The following is an 18,685-nucleotide window of genomic DNA, read 5'->3' as shown; positions in this document are numbered from 1 at the left end:
GCACAGATGAATCCTGAGGTTTTCTTTTGGATTTTATTTTGAGTACAAAAGTCAGGAGTTTGTTTTGAAAATAATTAATTACATGCGAAAAGTACTAGGTCCGGTTCTGCTTTTTCTATGTTTTTCATCTGTTTTTGCTCAGTCTCCGCAAGAAAGAATTTTGATAAACCAGGTAGGTTTTTATCCTGATAAACCTAAAATGGCCGTGATCGTAAATTCGGACGCCATGAATTTTGCGGTGAAATCAAAAAAAGACAACAAGACGGTTTTCAGAGGTAAGCTGAGCGAAAAGAGAAAGTCGCCGTTTTCAGATAAGTACACCAAAATTGCTGATTTCTCCGCTGTCAAAAAGGCGGGTACCTACTATGTCGAAGTGCCTGCCCTGGGTAAATCCTATAGTTTTGAGATCAGGACTGAAGTCCATAAAGAAGTAGCTAAAGCTTCCATAAAAGGCTTTTATTTCCAAAGACTGGGCATACCCCTGGAAGCCAAATATGCCGGACAGTGGGCCAGACCCGCCGGGAATCCTGATACCAAAGTCTATATTCACGGCTCTGCTGCTACAGAAAAACGGCCTGAGGGGACGAAAATCTCCAGTCCGGGAGGCTGGCTGGATGCCGGTGATTACAACAAATACATTGTCAATTCGGGTATTACGATGGGGACATTGCTCTCCTTGTACGAAGATTTTCCTGCTTTTTCGAAAACCCTGGATTTGAATATCCCTGAGAGCGGCAATAAAATTCCTGATTTGCTGGACGAGGTTTTATGGAATTTACGCTGGATGCTTACCATGCAGGACCCGGAAGACGGGGGAGTGTACAACAAACTGACAAATCCGGGTTTTGACGGGATGATCATGCCCCACGAAACCCTGAATAAAAGATATGTGGTGCAGAAAGGAACGGCCGCAGCTCTTGATTTTGCGGCGGTTACAGCACAGGCCTCAAGGGTTTTTAAGGCTTATGAAACTGCTTTGCCCGGCCTTTCTGATTCCTGTCTGAAAGCCTCTCAGCTGGCCTGGAAATGGGCAAAACAGAACCCTGCCCTGGAATATAACCAGGATGAAATGAATAAGACCTTTGCCCCGAAAATTGTGACGGGGGGATATGGTGATAAGAATTTCCTGGATGAATGGAGCTGGGCTGCGGCGGAGTTATTGATTACTACCGGAGACAAGACTTATTATGAAGATATTAAAGTTTCGCCCAACGTATTTCTGAATGTGCCCTCCTGGCCGAATGTGCAGACTTTGGCTTACTATTCCATGTCCAGGTTTAAAGACCAGCTGAGTAAAGGGCCGGCAAAAAATGATATACCGGTGGTGATCAAAAAAGTGACCGAACTGGCCGACAGGCTGACCAAGGATACCGAAAAACATTATCTTAATACACCCATGGGTAAAATAGCCAGGGATTTCAGCTGGGGGAGCAGCTCTGTAGCCGCCAACCAGGGAGTCGCCCTGATTCAGGCTTATCAGCTGACAAAAAATGAGCTGTACCTCAATCAGGCCATTGATAACCTGGATTACCTGATGGGCCGGAACGGTACCGCGTATAATTTCCTGACCGGATTTGGTTCTAAAAAAGTCATGCATCCCCATCACAGACCTTCTATTGCTGACGGGGTGAATGATCCCGTTCCGGGTTTGCTTTCCGGCGGGCCTAATCCCGGTAAACAGGACAAGTGTACCACTTATACTTCTGATGTACCGGACGAGTGTTTTACGGACGATGACTGTTCCTATGCCTCAAATGAAATTGCGATCAACTGGAATGCTCCTATGGCCTATTTAGCCGCTGCGATAGAGGCACTTAATAAAAAATAATATGAACTACAGATTTTTAGGAAAAACTGGACTTAAAATATCAGAAATCAGCCTTGGTACCTGGCAGGTAGGAGGAAAGTGGGGAGAGCCATTCGACCACCACCTGGCTGAAAGGATATTAAACGAAGCCGTAGACGGCGGAGTTAATTTTATAGACACGGCGGATGTTTACGGAGATGGTGAAAGTGAAAAAGCGGTCGGTAAATTTGTAAAATCAAGATCGGAGGAGATTTTTGTGGCTACCAAGTGCGGCCGGCAACTGAGCCCGCATATCAGTGAGGCCTATCAGCCGGATGTATTGAGAAAGTTTGTGGAAGGTAGCCTGAAGAATATGGGCCTGGAAACGATTGACCTGATTCAGCTCCACTGTCCGCCGACACAGGTGTATTACCGCCCTGAGATATTTGAGTTGTTTGACAGGCTTAAAGAAGAAGGGAAGATAAAGAACCTGGGAATCAGTGTTGAAAAAGTGGAAGAGGGATTAAAAGGCATTGAATTTGATAATGTGACCTCTGTCCAGATCATTTTTAACATGTTCAGGCAGCGGCCGTCCGGCTTGTTTTTTGAGCAGGCCCGCAAAAAGAATGTCGGGGTGATTGCCCGGGTGCCTTTGGCCAGCGGCTTGCTTACCGGTAAATTTTCGACCGGTTCTGTTTTTACTGCAGGAGATCACCGCCAGTTCAACCGTAATGGGGAGAAATTTGATAAAGGAGAGACTTTTTCAGGTATTGATTATGAAACAGGACTACAAGCGGTAGGAGAACTAAAAGAGCTTTTTGGAGAGAATGCCCCGCTGGCGGCCCTCGCTCTTAAATGGATCCTGATGTTTACCGATGTTTCCTGCGTAATTCCGGGAGCGTCAGGAGAAGTCCAGGTAAAAACCAATTTTGATGCCCTGGAGCTGGCACCTTTGTCAGAAGCAGAAATGGATGGGGTGAAGAAGATATACGACAAGTATTTCAAGGCAACGATACATCACTGGTGGTAATTCAACATTTAAATTAAACTGATAAACAATGACTTATTTAGCAAATCCGGAAAGGTATTCTTCCATGACTTACCGTCGCTGCGGAAAAAGCGGAATACAATTACCGGCTATTTCTTTAGGCCTTTGGCATAATTTCGGCGGAGTAGACGTCTATGAAAATTACCGCGATATATTAAAAGTAGCCTTTGATGCGGGCATTACGCATTTTGACCTGGCCAATAATTATGGCCCCCCTCCGGGCTCGGCAGAAGAGAACTTCGGCTCCATTCTGAAAAAAGACTTTTTGCCTTACCGTGACGAGCTGATTATCTCAAGCAAGGCAGGGTATCATATGTGGCCCGGGCCTTACGGCGAATGGGGTTCTAAAAAATACCTGATTGCCAGTCTTGACCAGAGCCTCAAGCGTACGGGACTTGATTATTTCGATATTTTCTATTCGCACCGTCCTGATCCTGACACTCCTCTTGAAGAAACGATGGGTGCCCTGGACCTGATGGTAAGACAAGGTAAGGCTCTTTATGTAGGCGTATCCAATTACAGTGCGGAAGATACAGCCAAAGCCATCAGTATTTTGAAAGGCCTGGGAACTCCCTGTCTGATTCACCAGCCTAAATATTCTATGTTTGAGAGATGGGTTGAGGGTGGTTTGATGGATGTTCTGGGTGAAAATGGTGTGGGATGTATTCCGTTCTCTCCGTTGGCACAAGGTTTATTGACCGACAAATACCTGAAAGGCATTCCGGCCGATTCAAGAGCTGCCAAAGACCATGGATTCCTTCAAAAAGACCAGGTAAGTGATGAGGTAGTTGCCAAAATCAGGAAGTTGAATGACCTTGCGGTTGGAAGAGGACAGACGCTTGCTCAGATGGCCTTAGCGTGGTTATTGAAAGACAGCAGGGTGACTTCTGTTTTGATTGGTGCCAGCAGGGTAACGCAGCTGCAGGATTCGCTTAAGAGTCTGAATAATCTGGCTTTTGATGACTCGGAATTGAAAAATATCGAAGATATTTTAGCATAATTTTTTTTGTAGGCCCGAGCTTCGAGGCACGGGCCTACAAAAAATCAAACCTTAACTACCTGTCCGGTTCTCACCGATTCATCACAGGCAAAAGCAATTTTAAGACTGTTGACCGCATCCGCCAGGTGGTCTGTCAGGTCGATGTCTTCGGTAATGGCTTTCAGGAAATATTTTTGTTCTCTGTTACACAACTCCTGGTGATCCGGTTCATCGGTCAGATTGATCCATTCGTCTTGTTTGATAAACTCATTTTTCTCGTTGATATCCGCATGGTGGAACCTCAGCGATTCGGTCTTGGTGTGGGAATCCACATTATCTGATTTTCCGGAAGCTCCGGCTTCTTTAGCCACAATGGATACACAACCTTTCGGTCCGATCACATCCTTCACAAAGAAAGCGGTCTCGCTCATCATCGGGCCCCATCCGGCTTCATACCAGCCCACTGAGCCGTCTTCAAAACGGATTTGCAGCTGACCATAGTTGTAATTGTCTTCAGGGATATCGTCGGTCATCCTGGCACCGATCGCAGTCACCTGCAGCGGCTTGGAGCGGGTCATCATACACATAATATCTATGTAGTGAACACCACAATCGACGATAGGGCTGAGGCTTTTCATGAGGTTACGGTGCACATCCCACATCACGCCGTGACTTTGCTGGTTGAGGTTCATTCTCATCACCAAAGGTTTGCCAAGCTGGTGCGACAGTTCAACGAACTTCTCCCATGAAGGATGGTGTCTGAGTATATATCCGACCACTACTTTTTTATTGGCTTTTTTGGCTGCTTCCACTACTCTTATCGATCCCTCAACGGTATCGGCAAGGGGTTTTTCTATAAATACGTGAGCTCCTGCTTCCAGGGCTTTGATGGCAAATTCCTCGTGGGTGTCCGGGTAGGTAGAAATACAAACGGCATCCGGCTTTGTAGCAGCCAGGGCTTCTGTATAATCAGAGAAAAGCGGGTATCCGCCACCCAGTTTTTCGTTGAGCACTTCTTTGCTTTTTCCGGTAGAGACAATTCCGCAGATGGTAAAACCCTCTGATGTATGATAAGCCGTAGCATGGGACGCTCCCATATTGCCACAACCAACTACTAAAACACGTACTGGAGAATGAGTATTTGACATATAATTTCAGGCTGAAAAATTATGATTATTTCTCAAAGATACGATTTTTGTCAAGAATTCTGAAGAAGGTTTTTAAATTATTTTAATAATACCCGGACGAGAAGAGCAGGTAGACCGTCACAACTTGTGCGAATCTCAAAACTTATGAACCATTGAAAAAATAAAATCAGCCCGAAAGACGGATTCTCACTTTGTTTCTTTATTTTTCATCACTTATGTCAACCTGATTAAACAAACATCGAAATACTATGAGATATTTAGTGTTCTTAGCTCTCGCCATAATGGCTTGCTCCTGTTCTTCATCACTTTCTGTACTGACTTATAATATTTATCATGGGGAAAGTCCATATAAAAAGGGACAGAGCAACCAGGAGGAAGTCTCAACCCTGATAAAAAATCTTGATCCTGACGTGGTTTTTCTCCAGGAAGTGGACAGCATGACCAACCGGACGGCCACTTTTAGTAACGGAAAGAAAGTGGATATTGCCAGGGCACTGGGTGGGGTAACCAACCGGAACGGTTACTTTGCCAAGGCCATCGACTTCAGTGACGGAGGTTATGGAGAAGGCATTTTGACTAAGAATCCGTCTGAGATCATCCGCTTATCATTGCCTGTTCCGAGCGGGGGAGAGGGGAGAGCACTTATCGGAGTAAAGGATGAATCGGGTAAAAAGAAACTGATTCTGGCCGGAACGCACCTTTGTCATCAGCATGTAGCTAACCGCCTGGCACAGCTCGGGGCCATTGTGGCCTACTATGAGAAAGAGAAATTACCCATGGTGCTGGCGGGAGACTTTAATTTCCGCCCTGATTCGGAAGAATATCAGTTTATTACAAAACATTTTTATGATATGGCGGTGATAGCCGGACATCCGGAAAATACTTATCCGTCAGAAGCTCCGAAAAACAGGATCGATTATATCTTTTTGTCCAAAAATCATCGCTGGAAAGTAAAGGAAATCAAAACCCTGCAGTCGCTGGCGTCTGACCACGTACCTGTTTACGGGGTAATGAAATATTAAAGTCGGTATCCGCCACCCAGTTTTTCGTTGAGCACATCTTTGCTTTTTCCGGTAGAAACGATTCGGCAGATGGTAAAACCTTCTGAGTATGATTAAGCTGTTGGATGGGAAGCTCCCGTATGGAAATACAGGAGTGCAAAAAGATCGGTTACAATAAAACTACTTTCATGATTAAAATTCGAAACCTGCACCAACCCCGAATAGAAAAAGCGGAGAATCAATCGGTTGAATAAGTGGAGTATCTGAATCATTACCTCTCAAATACAAAGTAAGGGGCTGGAATGTAGCCTTAATAAATAAATTTTGCCTTTTATTCAATCTTTTATAGGAAAAGAGAGGAATGCCGATAGTAGTCAGCCTTTTGTAACCAGGGCCCATCTCTTTGTAAAATTTTCCAAAGGAGTATTGATTAACAAGTATAATTTCGGTCTGAAAGCGATTCTGACGTTTCCCAAATTCAGCAGAATAACCCAAAATAAGGGCATCATGCAAGGATATCCCGAATCTGGCCGAGCTTTTAAAATTCTTGTTGCTCAATGTCCTGTAGTAATTGATTGAAAATAAGGGAGGAGCTATCAGATCTACTGAAAGAACATTTTTCTTTACAGTCAGTGAATCACTGGCTATTGAATCAAAATGGAATAAGATAAACAGGAGTAAGAATAATTTTTTCATAGTAAAAGGGTGTATTTTACTACAATTTAAGCAATACTGCCGGAAGAATTTAATGTTTGCAAAATTTTAAGTAATTAAAAAAACAAAAAAGCGTGCAACCTCCAGGTTACACGCTTTCCATATCATACTATCTTCAGTATTATTTCGCTACTTCGATGCTGGCTTCTCTGGCGTTGATTGTTTTACCTCTCATGCCCTGGATCACTTTATCTACATCTTTTTGTGGTACTTCAACAAAGCTGAATTTGTCATACATATCAATTTGTCCGATCACACGGCCAGGGATTCTGGCTTCTGAAGCGATGGCTCCAACGATGTGATTTGGAGATACGTTGTCTTTACGACCCAAGCTGATGAACAATCTCACCATACCCGGCTCGCCTGAACCAGCTCCCGGAGCACCACCGGCGTTGCGTCTCGGAGCAAAACCTGCTCTGTCGCCGCCACGGTCAAAACCACGTTCGCCGCCACGACCTTCAGGACGGAACTCACCACGGCTTTCGAAACCTCTGCTTCTTCCGCCGCTGTTTCTGCCATCTCTTGAATCTCTTCCGGCTGGTCTTCTGTCACCTCTTCTTTCGTCTGAAAGATCTTCATCTCTCATTGCAGGCTCGGTTTGGTTACCGATCTGCATTCTCAAAAGAGCTGAAAGAATGTGGTGAGTGTAATATCCTTCACCTTTCAGTTTGTCAACGATATCTTCGAAAACTTCATTTCCTTCTTCAGAAATGTTCGCTTTGATTTTTTCCATAAACCTGGTCTGACGTACTTCCATCATATCTTTGAAAGTAGGGATCTTACCCTGAGTGATGGCAACTTTAGTGTAGTTTTCCAGTTCTCTCAGTCTTGATCTGTCTCTTCCTGATACAAATAAGAAGGCTTTACCCAATTTACCTGCACGACCTGTACGACCGATACGGTGTACATAATATTCAAGGTCCATCGGAAGGTCAAAGTTGAATACGGCATCAATACCGCTCACGTCAATACCTCTGGCGGCAACGTCAGTGGCTACAAGGATAGTGGTGTTTCCGCTACGGAATTTGCTCATGACCTGGTTTCTGGCAGTCTGACGCAAGTCACCGTGCAATCCTTCTGCTGCGTAACCTTTCACCTGAAGCTCTTCAACGACCTCGTCCACTTTTGACTTGGTATTACAGAATACAATGATCTGCTTAAGATCATGTACATCTATCAGACGGGTCATCACTTCAAACTTAGCTTCTCTTCTTACAGAGAAATAAGCCTGCTCAATATTATCGTTGGTGATCTCCTTGCGGGTCACTTTGATGATTTCAGGGTTTTTCTGGAATTTCTTGGTAATGTTCAGGATTTCTTTTGACATCGTTGCCGAAAACAACACTGTTTGTCTTTCGTCCGGAGCATAAGAAAGGATTTTTTCAATATCTTCTCTGAAGCCCATGTTCAGCATTTCATCTGCCTCATCCAATACTACCATTGAAATGTCTTCCAGTTTCAGGGTCTTACGGTCGATGTGGTCCATGATACGGCCGGGAGTACCTACAACAATCTGCGAACCTCTTTTAAGGGCAAGGAATTGTTTTTCGTAAGACTCTCCACCATAAATAGCTGTTACAAGAAGTCCTTTTTTGAATTTGGCTAATTTCTGGATCTGCTCTTTTACCTGAAGTGCAAGTTCACGGGTAGGACACATGATCAATACCTGGGTGCTGCGATTTTCAACTTCTACGTGCTCAATAGCGGGAATACCAAAAGCGGCAGTTTTACCGGTACCGGTCTGAGCTTGTCCGATGACGTCTCTTCCGGTTAAAATCAAAGGAATAGCGGCGGCTTGAATCGGCGTGGTTTCATCAAAACCCATTTCTTCTACTGCGTTAAGAATAAATTCAGACACAGGAAGTTCATTAAACTTTAAAGTTTGCATAAAAAATCTTGGATTGGACGCTTCGCTTTCGTCCAAAATTGCTTAAATAATAAATAAATTGAGGCGATTGCGATACGCCCTTACGTGAACATCACGGATTCATCCGCTGCCTGCTCTGAAGGGAAAATGGGGATAAAAGGGCCTTATCTTTTAAGACGATTTACCATTTGCAGAGTCTCGAACGGATGCGTTCGATTAAAAACTTTGCAAAGATACCTCTTTATTTTCTAATACAAAATAATATTCTGAAAATAGTGGTGTGAAATATCCCAAATCTTTAAAATTAATTGTTATTTTACATTTTTCATAAAAAAAATCCAAATGATGTTTTGCTAGGGTTCTTTTTCTGGGCAGATTTCGGCCGTCAGATTCCGGGTGTTTGATGAAAATGAAGAATAACGAGACGGTAAAGGACTGATTTTTTGAATGAATGTGGGCGTAAAGCAGTGATTTACAGGGGCGAACCCACTGGAAAATCGATAAGAAACAGTGCCGGTTTACCGGTTAAATCTCACCTTCCCGTTTTTCAGACTTACTGCCGGAAACTCCCGCATTTTCGTTTTCCCTTTTTTCGTTTTCCCCTGTTTACTAAAACTTATTCGGATTTAATTTCCCGAAATCGCTTTTAAAATTTTAGTTTTGCAAAAAAATAATTAGGGAAATATAAACCAAAGCATGCAAAAAGTCTTATTCATTGATCGTGACGGCACCATTATCGTTGAGCCCCCTCTGGATTTCCAGGTAGATTCTCTTGAAAAACTGGAATTCCTTCCAAAAGTACTTTCCAATCTTCGCAAAATTGCAGAAGAGACTGATTATCAGTTGGTCATGGTGACTAATCAGGATGGTCTCGGAACAGATTCTTTTCCGGAAGATACCTTCTGGCCGGCTCAGCAGAAAATGATGAAAACCCTTGAAGGTGAAAATATCCGTTTCAGCCAGGTGTTTATCGACAGGACTTTTGAACATGAAAATGCTCCGACGCGTAAGCCGCGGACAGGGCTTCTGACGGAGTTTTTTAACGGAGAATATGACCTTGCCAATTCTTATGTTATCGGAGACCGTCTGACAGACATTCAGTTAGCCCTTAACCTGGGAGCAAAAGGTATATTTATCGGCGAAAGTGAATCTGAAAACGCTACCGATGAGCAGAAGGCAGCTACAGCTCTGATCTCCAATGACTGGGACGCTATTTATGAGTTTTTGAAACTTCCGGCCAGGGTGGCTTCTGTTAACCGGGTAACGAAAGAGACCAATATTTTTGTAGAAGTAAACCTTGATGGTAAGGGACACGCCGATATCAGTACAGGCCTGGGCTTTTTTGATCACATGCTGGATCAGCTGGCCAAGCACTCAGGTGCCGATCTGACTATTAAAGTGGAAGGCGACCTTCACATTGATGAACACCATACAATTGAAGACACCGCACTGGCTCTAGGCGAGGCTTATCTGAAAGCCCTGGGAGACAAAAAAGGCATCAGCAGGTACGGATTTTTGTTGCCGATGGATGAAGCCCTGGCACAGGTAGCTATTGACTTCTCAGGTCGCCCGTGGCTGGTTTGGGACGCCTCATTTAAAAGAGAAAAAATAGGAGAGATGCCTACTGAAATGTTCATGCATTTCTTCAAATCATTCAGTGATACTTCGAAGAGTAACCTGAATATCGAGTGTGAAGGAGATAATGAACATCACAAAATCGAGTCGATTTTCAAGGCCTGGGCGAAAGCGATAAAGATGGCTGTAAAAAGGGATATCCGTGACCTGAATTCTTTGCCGAGTACCAAGGGAGTGCTCTGAAAAAAAAGACTTTAAATGCATATCACTTTAAAAAATCCTTAATTTGCATAATAATTAGAAGTTAATAAAAGTTAATTACCATAAAAACAACAATACCCTTTTCTGTATGTTAAATAATATATTGCTTCAGGTACCCGCTGCGACCGATTCGACGCTTATAGCCAGCCCACAAAGTATTAATTATTTCGAATTGTTGCTCAAAGGCGGGGTGGTCATTTATCCCATTCTCATTTTGCTTTTTGCCACATTCTTCCTGATGACTGAGCGTTACCTGTTTATTAAAAATGCTTCAACCATTGATTTCGGTTTCCTGAGATCATTGAAAGATAATATCCTCAGAGGTGATATCCGTACGGCGAGCTCTCTTTGCAAGGGTACCAACCGTCCGATTTCAAGGATCCTTGAAAAAGGAATTACCAGGATCGGCAGACCCGTAAAAGACATCGAAAGTGCCATGGAAATCCAGTCCAACCTCGAGATATCGAAAATGGAAAAGAACATGGGTTACCTGGGTCTTATTGCCGGTGTAGCTCCTACTTTAGGATTCGTAGGTACGATTTCGGGTATCATCAGGATTTTTTATGAGATATCGGTTACCGGTAATTTCTCCATCGAATCCATTTCAAACGGTCTTTACGAAAAAATGATCTCAAGTTTTTCCGGACTGGTAGTAGGTTTGATTGCTTACTCTGCTTATCATGCCATCAACATGATGGTCGATAAATTCAGCATTAACCTTCAGGCTACTGTGATGGATTTTCTTGATACATTGAACGAACCGGTACGTTAAACTGAACACAGATGAAATTCAAAAGACAACGCCGGTTTGAAGCCGAGGTACAGACAGCATCGTTAAATGACATCATGTTCTTCCTGTTGTTGTTTTTCCTTATTGTATCTACCTTAGGCAGTCCGAATGTAATTAAACTCCTTTTACCCAAGTCTGATAACTCGGCTCATGACGTAAGCAAGCAGCCGGTTACTTTATCCGTGACCAAAGACAAGGAGTACTTCATAGATAAAACGCCTATTCCTTTTCCTGAGCTGGAGGCCCGTCTGGCAGAAGCTACCGCGAAGATGGAAGAGCCTACTGTCATTCTGAGAGCTGAACAAACGCTGACGATCCAGGACCTTGTGGACGTAATGGCCATGGGGGCAAGACTGAAGATCAGGATGGTTTTAGCGACTGAATTGAGCAAATAGCCGAATTCTTTACTGTTTGTTGAAAATTGTTATTTTCTTTGTTCCAGATTCTGGTAAATTAAGACTAAATAACTTTAAGAATGAAAAGGACTGCTTTTTTTCCCGGCTCTTTTGACCCTTTTACGAAAGGACATGCAGATATCGTTGAGCGAGGCCTCAGGGTTTTTGACGAGATCATCATCGGCATAGGTACCAATACAACCAAAAAGAGATACTTTGATATAGAAGTCATTGATGCGGTGATCAAGGGGGCGTTTAAAGATGAACCCAGGGTCAAAGTCGTCCATTATGATGATCTGACGGCCAAAGTGGCAGATGATTTCGGAGCGAATTTCATTCTACGGGGGCTAAGAAATACCACGGATTTTGAATATGAAAATACGATTTCCCAGGTAAACAGGCAGCTTTCTCCTGAATTGGAAACCGTATTTTTAATTACGTCACCTGAGCTTGCCCCGATCAGTTCTACCATCGTAAGAGAACTGCACAAATACGGGGCTGATATTTCCGGTTATATTCCTTACAATATGGAAAAACTCATCCAGAAACAGGATTGATTATTCTGTTGCCTGATGAGAAGACTTAACGACATGGATAATAGAAGCGTAAGAAATTTTTAAGGCTTCTTCCATTTCTTCCGGGGTCATCCATCTCAGTTCTTCAATCCCTTCCTCGGCCTGAGGCTTCATTTTGCGGTCATCCAGGAGGGTCATTGCATACCACTTGGTGCGTTTGATGACGGGTTTACCTTTAAGCAGGTAGGTATGCCAGGTAGTGCATAGTTTTTTATCAATCTTTACTTTTACGCCGCATTCTTCTTCCACTTCCCTGATCGCCGTAAGTCTTGAATTTTCATCGCTCTCGGCTTTTCCTTTTGGCAAGTCCCAGAAACCGAGCCTTTTCATCATCAGGACCTTACCTTCGGCGTTAAAAACCATCCCTCCGGCGGCTTTGACAACACTAAAAAGTTGTTTGATCTCAGATTTGGCCGTTGCTTTGTCTTTCACCAGGAAGGTAACAGAGGAAAGGTGATCAAGGCTGTTCTTTTTAGCGAATTTGAAGAACGAGGTGATATTCTCAGTCATCGTATTTTGAACCAAAACCTCTCCAGACCATACAGAAGGCTTAAAAACCGAATTTTTGCCGTCTATAATTACGTCATATTGATTTATATTCAGTACCTTTATTTTATCACTTTGAACGAGGTGGATGGGCTTGTTGTTGACGAATATTACCATGAAAATAAATTTTGAGGCGTAAAATTAAATCAATAAGTATGATATATTTTAGAAAGTAATAATTTTTTTATATCAAACGACTAAACTTTTTTTTTAATTTCGTTTCTTTGCACCGTAAACTCATTAGGAAACTGAAGTCAGTTTCCGACAAACTTAATGGAAATAATAATTATTCTTTTTCTAATTATTTTGAATGGGATGTTTTCAATGGCTGAAATAGCCCTGATATCCTCTCGAAAGACCAAATTAGAAATAGCTTCCAAAAATGGAAATAAAAGAGCCCAGGCTGCTCTGGATTTAGCAAATTCTCCCGCAAGATTCTTATCAACTGTCCAAATCGGAATAACTCTCATCAGCATTCTTACCGGTATTTACTCAGGCGATCAGCTGAAGGAATATGTCATGCCGTTTTTTGAAAGAATCCCGGTACTGCAACCTTATGCCAGCTCATTGTCTGTCGGTGTGATTACCATTTGTGTTACCTACTTCACATTGATTTTCGGAGAACTTGTTCCGAAAAGGATAGGTATGGCGAAGTCTGAAGAGATTGCCATGTTTGTGGTGAAGCCTATGAATGTGCTTTCCAAGATCACCGCACCATTTATCTGGTTACTGAGTAAATCGTCCGATATCCTCTTTAAAATAAGCGGATTGGTCGAAAACGACACTTCTGTGACGGAAGAAGAGATCAAAACACTGATGCAGGAAGGAGCCACAGGCGGTACAATTGAGGAGATCGAGCATGAAATAGTTCAGAACGTCTTTCATCTGGGAGACAGGAGAATTACCTCACTGATGACCAATATCAACGAAGTGACTTACCTGGACATTGATGATGATCCGTCTGAAAACATGGAGAAGATCATCCAGAAGAAGCATTCGGTTTACCCTGTTTGTAAAGACGGTATCAACGACATGGTAGGACTGCTTTATATCAAGGATTTGCTGGGTAAATCATTTGAGGAAGAGATCAAAAACCTTGATAAGTTGCTGAGAGAACCTCTTTATGTTCCTGAGAATAATCATGCGTACCAATTGCTTGAGAAATTCCAGAAAGAGAGAATTCACTTCGGAATTATCGTTGACGAATATGGGAACGTTCAGGGTATCGTGACGATGAATGACATCCTTGATGCATTGGTTGGGGATATATCTGAAACAAATGAATTTGAATTTGAAATTACAGAACGTGAAGACGGAAGCTTCCTGATCGATGCAGCCTTGCCTTTTGATGACTTCCTGAATGAGTTTGAAATAGACCTGCCAAACCGAAAAGAGTACAGTGGTTTTGACACCATGGGTGGCTTTTCACTGGAAATACTTAAAGAAATTCCTGACACCGGTGATACCTTTGAATGGGGAGAGTATCTTTTCGAGATTGTGGATATGGACAAAAACCGGATTGATAAAATCCTGGTCACCAAAAAGACTGAGGGAGAAGATTGACCAACGGTCCGGGACGGACTACTTTTATATTAAATTTGTATGACTACTGCACGTAAGATCGCTTCGTTTCTTTTGAAAACGAAAGCTGTAAAATTAAGCCCGGACAAGCCTTTCAAATGGAGCTCCGGCTGGAATTCGCCGATTTATTGTGACAACAGGATCACCTTATCTGATACTGAGGCCAGAACATTCATTAAGAAAGCTTTGGCTAAGGCCATTAAAAAGCAGTTTCCTGAAGCAGATCTGATTGCCGGGGTAGCTACTGCCGGCATCGCCCAGGGTGCTCTGGTGGCTGATGTTCTTAATCTTCCTTTTGCCTATGTCCGCCCGAAACCGAAAGAGCATGGTATGGGGAACCAGATAGAAGGAAAGATTGAAAAAGGTCAGAAAGTAGTGGTATTGGAAGACCTGATCTCTACAGGGGGGAGCTCTTTAAAGGCGGTTGATGCTTTGAGAGAGCAGGGTATTGAAGTGGTAGGTATGATCGCCATTTTTACCTATGGTTTTAAAGTCGCCGACGTTAATTTTGAAGAAAAAGGGGTTAAGCTTGTAACCCTGAGTCATTATAATTACCTGATAGATGAAGCATTGCAGCAGGAATACATCTCTGCCAATGATGTGGAATCTTTAAAGAAATGGAGAAGGAATCCTGCCAAATGGGGGATCTGATCATCGTAGGCTCATGCCTTGGGGCATGAGCCTTTTAGCCGAAGAGGTCGCTGCTGAGGTAGCGGTCGCCTCTGTCGCAGCAAATAAAGACTATCGTGCCGCTCTCAAGCTCCCTGGCCAGCCTGATGGCCGCTGTGGCTGCTCCTCCTGAACTCATCCCGCAGAATATCGCTTCAACTCTGGCGAGTTGTCTCGACATTTCAACAGACTCTGCCTGGGAGATGTCCATCACCCTGTCTACTCTTGAAGGATCAAAAATCTTGGGCAGGTATTCTTCCGGCCATCTTCTGATGCCGGGAATAGACGAACCTTCTGTCGGCTGACAACCGATGATCTGTATCTCCGGATTAACTTCTTTCAGATATTTCGATGTGCCCATGATGGTGCCGGTGGTGCCCATGGAAGATACAAAGTGCGTGATCTGCTGATTTGTATCTCTCCAGATTTCAGGCCCGGTGGTCTTGTAATGGGCCATGTAATTGTCAGGATTGGCAAACTGATCCAGCATCAGGAATTCATCCGATTGTGATTTTTCTTCTGCGTAATCGCGGCAGACCTCGATGTTGTCCAGTAAAGTAACCTTCGCTCCGTAAGCTTCCATCGTAAGCGTTCTTTCCTTAGTGGAGTTGGATGGCATGACCAATTCTATTTCCAGGTCATATAGCCTGGCAATCATCGCCAGGGCTATGCCCGTATTGCCGCTGGTGGCTTCTATGAGCTTCATGCCGGGTTTGATGTCTCCTCTTTCAACGGCACTGCGGATCATATTCAGGGCAGGGCGGTCTTTGACGCTCCCGCCGGGATTGTTTCCTTCGAGTTTGCCGAAAATTTTAACTTTGGGGTTGGGATTCAGTTTACGGATTTCTACAAGGGGGGTATTTCCCACCAGATCTAAAATGGTTGCCATGCTATGTTTTTTGCTTATGAGGAGGTGTTGGCCTGAAGTTTACACCAGACTTTCTTTTTCTACTACTTTTATTTCAGGCTTATGGTATACCACTGATCCCGGAGGCACACTTTTGGTTAGCCAGACGTTACCGCCTATAACACTGTTGGCCCCGATGATGGTATCACCACCCAGAATAGTGGCTCCTGAATAGATCACCACGTTGTCTTCCACAGTAGGGTGTCGTTTGGTATTGGCCAGCGACTTTTTAACACTCAGGGCTCCGAGCGTAACTCCCTGGTAGAGCTTGACGTGTTTTCCGATGACCGAGGTCTCACCAATCACGAGGCCTGTGCCGTGATCAATGAAGAAATATTCGTCGATTTCTGCACTGGGATGTATGTCGATGCCTGTTCTGGAGTGGGCATATTCCGTAAGAATCCTTGGGATGATTGATATTTCAAGGTCATTCAGGAGGTGTGCCAGCCTGTAAAAACTGATGGCATAGAATCCCGGATAAGCCCTGATGACTTCATATTCATTTTTAGCGGCGGGGTCGCCGGATAAAATGGCCTGAACATCGGTGTTGAGCACACGGTACAATTCAGGGATAGCCGCCTGGAACTTCTTTATTTTCTGTTCATTGTCACAATCTTTACAACCGTCTGTCGAATTGAGAATAAATTTCAATTCATTTCCCAGATTCCAGAATTCCCCTTCGATTTCATCGATGCTGGGGAAGAAATCTTTGGATTGCTGAGGATATAAAAGGCGAATGACCTTCAATGCCCAACCCGCAATTTCCTTGGTCGGCGGCACTGCCTCCGTATCCTGGTGTTTCACGAAGATATGTTGTAAAAATGCTCTGTCCATAGTGTATATTCCCTAAATTATTAAGTCCTTAACAATCATAAACCGGGCCACGTTCCCTTTGTTTTGCAAATTATGTTTCAAATCCGCAGCCGGTCTAAAGATAATAACCTGCAATATCCGGTTTTATTTCTTTAACTGAATCAGAATATTACTTAAGGATAATAAAATCAGACCTTTGACTTTCATTCTGAAGGCGGTCAAGGGCCGTAATGGCATAGTAATATCTCTTTTTTCTGACGATCGTTTTGTCGTTATATTTCAGAGCTCCGTTGTTTTTCACAATGGCCAGAATCCTGGCCGGATTACTGAGGTTCGCGGTTTCATCGTGGTCAAACCTGTAGATGATAAACCTCCGGATATCTTCCTTGTCCCGGGCCGGTTTTTCAGGCAGGCTCCAACTGATTTCAGATTCCGAATCTGATATTTTCTTTAACCTGAGCTTTTCCGGGGCATTCGGAGGCGTGTTGTCTTTCCATGGCATGACCGGGAGTAATGCCGGAAGTCTGAAATAACTGGCGAGGGAGTCTCTCACACCCAGGTTGTTTTTGAGGAGAGACGAAGTATTGTAAAAAATACTTCCGCTGATTTCCGGGTTCTTCCGGTTATATTGTATCTGTCGGGGAATCTGGTTGGGGTTGGCCCAGTTTCTGTCCGGACTCTGAATATCTGCACGGTAGGTGCTGTGTCCGATATAAAGATGATGAGGTCCGTGATTGCGACTCCACCATTCTGCCGCGGGCTGATAAGGGACTTTATCGTGTTCAAAAGAAAAGTAGTTCTGAGGAGCGATATAGTCAATCCAGCCCGCCCTGGCCCATTTCCGGGTATCGGCATATAAATTATCATAAGAAGGCTGCCCGCCATCGGTGTCTGACCCGGCGGAATCAGCAGATTTGTTTCGCCATACAGCAAACGGGCTGACACCGAATTTTACCCATCTTTTTTCTTTTTCGATGGCTTTCCCGATGTCATGAATGAGCAGGTCGAGGTTGTTCCTACGCCAGTCTTCAATGGAGTTGAAGCCTTTGCCATATCTCCGATAAGCTTCACCGTCTTTGAGGGTTTGACCGGTGACGGTATAGGGATAAAAGTAATCATCAAAATGGATCCCGTCTACGTCATAATTTCTGACGATGTTCATCACGATATCCAGGATGTATTCCCGTACTTCGGGCAGCCCGAAATTAAAGAGTTGCTGGCCGTCATAGGTCAGAAACCATTCCGGTTTTGTTTTGGTAATATGATTTTTGGCGATTACCCCGTCTGAAGCCTTGTGTGTGCCCCGGTTAAGATTGAGCCAGGCATGAAACTCCATGTCGCGGCTGTGGGTCTCTTCAATCATGAATTCCATGGGGTCGTAAAACGGGACCGGGGGCTGGCCCTGTTTCCCGGTCAGCCATTCCGACCAGGGTTCGTTGCTTTTGGCATAAAGGGCGTCTGAGGCGGCCCTTACCTGGACCAGGACGGCATTGATGCCTGTTCTGTTCAATGTATTGATGATCTGTGTAAATTCCCTTTTCTGAATGTCTGAACTCAAACCTTTTTTGGAGGGCCAGTCGATGTTGGCCACGGTGGCTATCCAGGCAGCCCTGAACTCGCGTTTCGGAGAGGTTATTTCAGCATGTTGAATGCGTTTGTTTTTGGATGATTTGGGAGAACATTGCCCGAAAAGAACGGCCAGCAAAAGAAGGTAAATGGTATTTTTTGAGAACATAAACAGGATTTAAAAGCCGATTGATATTTAAAGTTAAGCATAATTCCGTGAGATTATACTGTTGATATTGATAATTATAAACGGGCCGGAGCGTTAAGAAGGTGTTTAAGCAGGGATTTATTTTTATTCACATCCCGGTTTTTACTACCCAGCTGAAAGCAGCGGATAACAAAGCCGTTCTTAATTGCTAAAAAAGAATATAAAAATTTATGTGAATCGTATTTTTTATTACTTTTGTTATCCGAATTGAAAATCCTTGGTCCATTCAATTGTGGCAGATTTTAGCTTCGCAATC

General features: G+C 43.7%; 17 protein-coding genes. 10 read left to right on the top strand and 7 right to left on the bottom strand.

Annotated features, from left to right (window positions below; genetic code table 11):
* The first annotated feature begins 82 nt into the window (after positions 1 to 82).
* Genes GVN16_RS04160 through mgrA form a run of 3 tightly spaced genes read left to right on the top strand, consistent with a single transcriptional unit; the run spans position 83 to position 3,834 of the window.
* Complete coding sequence (locus tag GVN16_RS04160; protein ID WP_166562593.1) at positions 83 to 1,828, top strand: glycoside hydrolase family 9 protein; 1,746 nt, start codon at positions 83 to 85, stop codon at positions 1,826 to 1,828.
* A 1-nt stretch (position 1,829) separates the two neighbouring features.
* Entirely contained in the window at positions 1,830 to 2,816 is a 987-nt protein-coding gene (locus GVN16_RS04155) for an aldo/keto reductase (RefSeq protein ID WP_166562592.1), read from the top strand.
* A gap of 28 nt (positions 2,817 to 2,844) precedes the next feature.
* Positions 2,845 to 3,834 carry an L-glyceraldehyde 3-phosphate reductase gene (gene mgrA, locus GVN16_RS04150; protein ID WP_166562591.1) on the top strand — a complete coding sequence of 330 codons (990 nt, stop codon included), beginning with the start codon at positions 2,845 to 2,847 and terminating at the stop codon, positions 3,832 to 3,834.
* Positions 3,835 to 3,878: 44 nt separating this feature from the next.
* On the opposite strand, the gene GVN16_RS04145 is transcribed toward mgrA, so the two are convergent.
* Positions 3,879 to 4,961 carry a Gfo/Idh/MocA family protein gene (locus tag GVN16_RS04145; RefSeq protein ID WP_166562590.1) on the bottom strand — a complete coding sequence of 361 codons (1,083 nt, stop codon included), beginning with the start codon at positions 4,959 to 4,961 and terminating at the stop codon, positions 3,879 to 3,881.
* A gap of 248 nt (positions 4,962 to 5,209) precedes the next feature.
* Between GVN16_RS04145 and GVN16_RS04140 the strand changes: the two genes are divergently transcribed.
* On the top strand, positions 5,210 to 5,983 hold the full coding sequence (locus GVN16_RS04140; RefSeq protein ID WP_166562589.1) for an endonuclease/exonuclease/phosphatase family protein: 774 nt from the start codon (positions 5,210 to 5,212) through the stop codon (positions 5,981 to 5,983).
* Positions 5,984 to 6,154: 171 nt separating this feature from the next.
* On the opposite strand, the gene GVN16_RS04135 is transcribed toward GVN16_RS04140, so the two are convergent.
* Together GVN16_RS04135 and GVN16_RS04130 are read right to left on the bottom strand one after the other, a co-directional pair.
* On the bottom strand, positions 6,155 to 6,658 hold the full coding sequence (locus GVN16_RS04135) for a hypothetical protein (protein ID WP_166562588.1): 504 nt from the start codon (positions 6,656 to 6,658) through the stop codon (positions 6,155 to 6,157).
* A gap of 139 nt (positions 6,659 to 6,797) precedes the next feature.
* Positions 6,798 to 8,564 carry a DEAD/DEAH box helicase gene (locus GVN16_RS04130; protein WP_166562587.1) on the bottom strand — a complete coding sequence of 589 codons (1,767 nt, stop codon included), beginning with the start codon at positions 8,562 to 8,564 and terminating at the stop codon, positions 6,798 to 6,800.
* Positions 8,565 to 9,239: 675 nt separating this feature from the next.
* Here GVN16_RS04130 and hisB point away from each other — a divergent pair.
* The 4 genes from hisB (at position 9,240) to coaD (ending at position 12,121) form a co-directional block, all read left to right on the top strand.
* A complete protein-coding gene (hisB, locus tag GVN16_RS04125) occupies positions 9,240 to 10,361 on the top strand; it encodes a bifunctional histidinol-phosphatase/imidazoleglycerol-phosphate dehydratase HisB (RefSeq protein WP_166562586.1) in 1,122 nt (373 codons plus the stop codon).
* 106 nt (positions 10,362 to 10,467) lie between these two features.
* On the top strand, positions 10,468 to 11,151 hold the full coding sequence (locus GVN16_RS04120) for a MotA/TolQ/ExbB proton channel family protein (protein ID WP_205748782.1): 684 nt from the start codon (positions 10,468 to 10,470) through the stop codon (positions 11,149 to 11,151).
* 11 nt (positions 11,152 to 11,162) lie between these two features.
* Positions 11,163 to 11,564, top strand: a complete 402-nt coding sequence (locus GVN16_RS04115) for a biopolymer transporter ExbD (RefSeq protein ID WP_166562585.1) — start codon at positions 11,163 to 11,165, stop codon at positions 11,562 to 11,564.
* Positions 11,565 to 11,644: 80 nt separating this feature from the next.
* On the top strand, positions 11,645 to 12,121 hold the full coding sequence (gene coaD / locus GVN16_RS04110; RefSeq protein WP_166562584.1) for a pantetheine-phosphate adenylyltransferase: 477 nt from the start codon (positions 11,645 to 11,647) through the stop codon (positions 12,119 to 12,121).
* Here coaD and GVN16_RS04105 read toward each other — a convergent pair whose 3' ends face one another.
* A complete protein-coding gene (locus GVN16_RS04105) occupies positions 12,122 to 12,802 on the bottom strand; it encodes an NUDIX hydrolase (RefSeq protein ID WP_166562583.1) in 681 nt (226 codons plus the stop codon).
* 207 nt (positions 12,803 to 13,009) lie between these two features.
* Here GVN16_RS04105 and GVN16_RS04100 point away from each other — a divergent pair, with 207 nt between their 5' ends.
* Together GVN16_RS04100 and pyrE are read left to right on the top strand one after the other, a co-directional pair.
* Positions 13,010 to 14,248, top strand: coding sequence for a hemolysin family protein (locus tag GVN16_RS04100; protein WP_229244047.1), 1,239 nt, complete (start codon positions 13,010 to 13,012; stop codon positions 14,246 to 14,248).
* Between the two features lie 39 nt (positions 14,249 to 14,287).
* Complete coding sequence (gene pyrE, locus GVN16_RS04095) at positions 14,288 to 14,917, top strand: orotate phosphoribosyltransferase (RefSeq protein ID WP_166562581.1); 630 nt, start codon at positions 14,288 to 14,290, stop codon at positions 14,915 to 14,917.
* Between the two features lie 34 nt (positions 14,918 to 14,951).
* Here pyrE and cysM read toward each other — a convergent pair whose 3' ends face one another.
* The 3 genes from cysM to GVN16_RS04080 all read right to left on the bottom strand — a co-directional run bounded on the left by cysM (position 14,952) and on the right by GVN16_RS04080 (position 18,390).
* A complete protein-coding gene (gene cysM / locus GVN16_RS04090; RefSeq protein WP_166562580.1) occupies positions 14,952 to 15,824 on the bottom strand; it encodes a cysteine synthase CysM in 873 nt (290 codons plus the stop codon).
* Between the two features lie 39 nt (positions 15,825 to 15,863).
* Positions 15,864 to 16,676, bottom strand: a complete 813-nt coding sequence (epsC, locus tag GVN16_RS04085) for a serine O-acetyltransferase EpsC (RefSeq protein ID WP_166562579.1) — start codon at positions 16,674 to 16,676, stop codon at positions 15,864 to 15,866.
* A gap of 148 nt (positions 16,677 to 16,824) precedes the next feature.
* Entirely contained in the window at positions 16,825 to 18,390 is a 1,566-nt protein-coding gene (locus GVN16_RS04080; protein ID WP_166562578.1) for a glycoside hydrolase family 10 protein, read from the bottom strand.
* Positions 18,391 to 18,685 lie beyond the last annotated feature (295 nt).

The sequence above is a fragment of the Emticicia sp. CRIBPO genome (assembly GCF_009905725.1).
GTDB lineage: Bacteria > Bacteroidota > Bacteroidia > Cytophagales > Spirosomataceae > Leadbetterella.
Note: the sequence above shows the minus strand (reverse complement) of the source record. Positions and strands in the feature narration are given on the sequence as shown.

What these genes read in the sequence shown, in the direction of transcription:
- GVN16_RS04160 (WP_166562593.1), top strand. Translation starts at nt 83, where the DNA reads ATGCGAAAAGTACTAGGTCCGGTTCTGCTTTTTCTATGTTTTTCATCT.
- GVN16_RS04155 (WP_166562592.1), top strand. Translation starts at nt 1,830, where the DNA reads ATGAACTACAGATTTTTAGGAAAAACTGGACTTAAAATATCAGAAATC.
- mgrA (WP_166562591.1), top strand. Translation starts at nt 2,845, where the DNA reads ATGACTTATTTAGCAAATCCGGAAAGGTATTCTTCCATGACTTACCGT.
- GVN16_RS04145 (WP_166562590.1), bottom strand. Translation starts at nt 4,961, where the DNA reads ATGTCAAATACTCATTCTCCAGTACGTGTTTTAGTAGTTGGTTGTGGC.
- GVN16_RS04140 (WP_166562589.1), top strand. Translation starts at nt 5,210, where the DNA reads ATGAGATATTTAGTGTTCTTAGCTCTCGCCATAATGGCTTGCTCCTGT.
- GVN16_RS04135 (WP_166562588.1), bottom strand. Translation starts at nt 6,658, where the DNA reads ATGAAAAAATTATTCTTACTCCTGTTTATCTTATTCCATTTTGATTCA.
- GVN16_RS04130 (WP_166562587.1), bottom strand. Translation starts at nt 8,564, where the DNA reads ATGCAAACTTTAAAGTTTAATGAACTTCCTGTGTCTGAATTTATTCTT.
- hisB (WP_166562586.1), top strand. Translation starts at nt 9,240, where the DNA reads ATGCAAAAAGTCTTATTCATTGATCGTGACGGCACCATTATCGTTGAG.
- GVN16_RS04120 (WP_205748782.1), top strand. Translation starts at nt 10,468, where the DNA reads ATGTTAAATAATATATTGCTTCAGGTACCCGCTGCGACCGATTCGACG.
- GVN16_RS04115 (WP_166562585.1), top strand. Translation starts at nt 11,163, where the DNA reads ATGAAATTCAAAAGACAACGCCGGTTTGAAGCCGAGGTACAGACAGCA.
- coaD (WP_166562584.1), top strand. Translation starts at nt 11,645, where the DNA reads ATGAAAAGGACTGCTTTTTTTCCCGGCTCTTTTGACCCTTTTACGAAA.
- GVN16_RS04105 (WP_166562583.1), bottom strand. Translation starts at nt 12,802, where the DNA reads ATGGTAATATTCGTCAACAACAAGCCCATCCACCTCGTTCAAAGTGAT.
- GVN16_RS04100 (WP_229244047.1), top strand. Translation starts at nt 13,010, where the DNA reads ATGGCTGAAATAGCCCTGATATCCTCTCGAAAGACCAAATTAGAAATA.
- pyrE (WP_166562581.1), top strand. Translation starts at nt 14,288, where the DNA reads ATGACTACTGCACGTAAGATCGCTTCGTTTCTTTTGAAAACGAAAGCT.
- cysM (WP_166562580.1), bottom strand. Translation starts at nt 15,824, where the DNA reads ATGGCAACCATTTTAGATCTGGTGGGAAATACCCCCCTTGTAGAAATC.
- epsC (WP_166562579.1), bottom strand. Translation starts at nt 16,676, where the DNA reads ATGGACAGAGCATTTTTACAACATATCTTCGTGAAACACCAGGATACG.
- GVN16_RS04080 (WP_166562578.1), bottom strand. Translation starts at nt 18,390, where the DNA reads ATGTTCTCAAAAAATACCATTTACCTTCTTTTGCTGGCCGTTCTTTTC.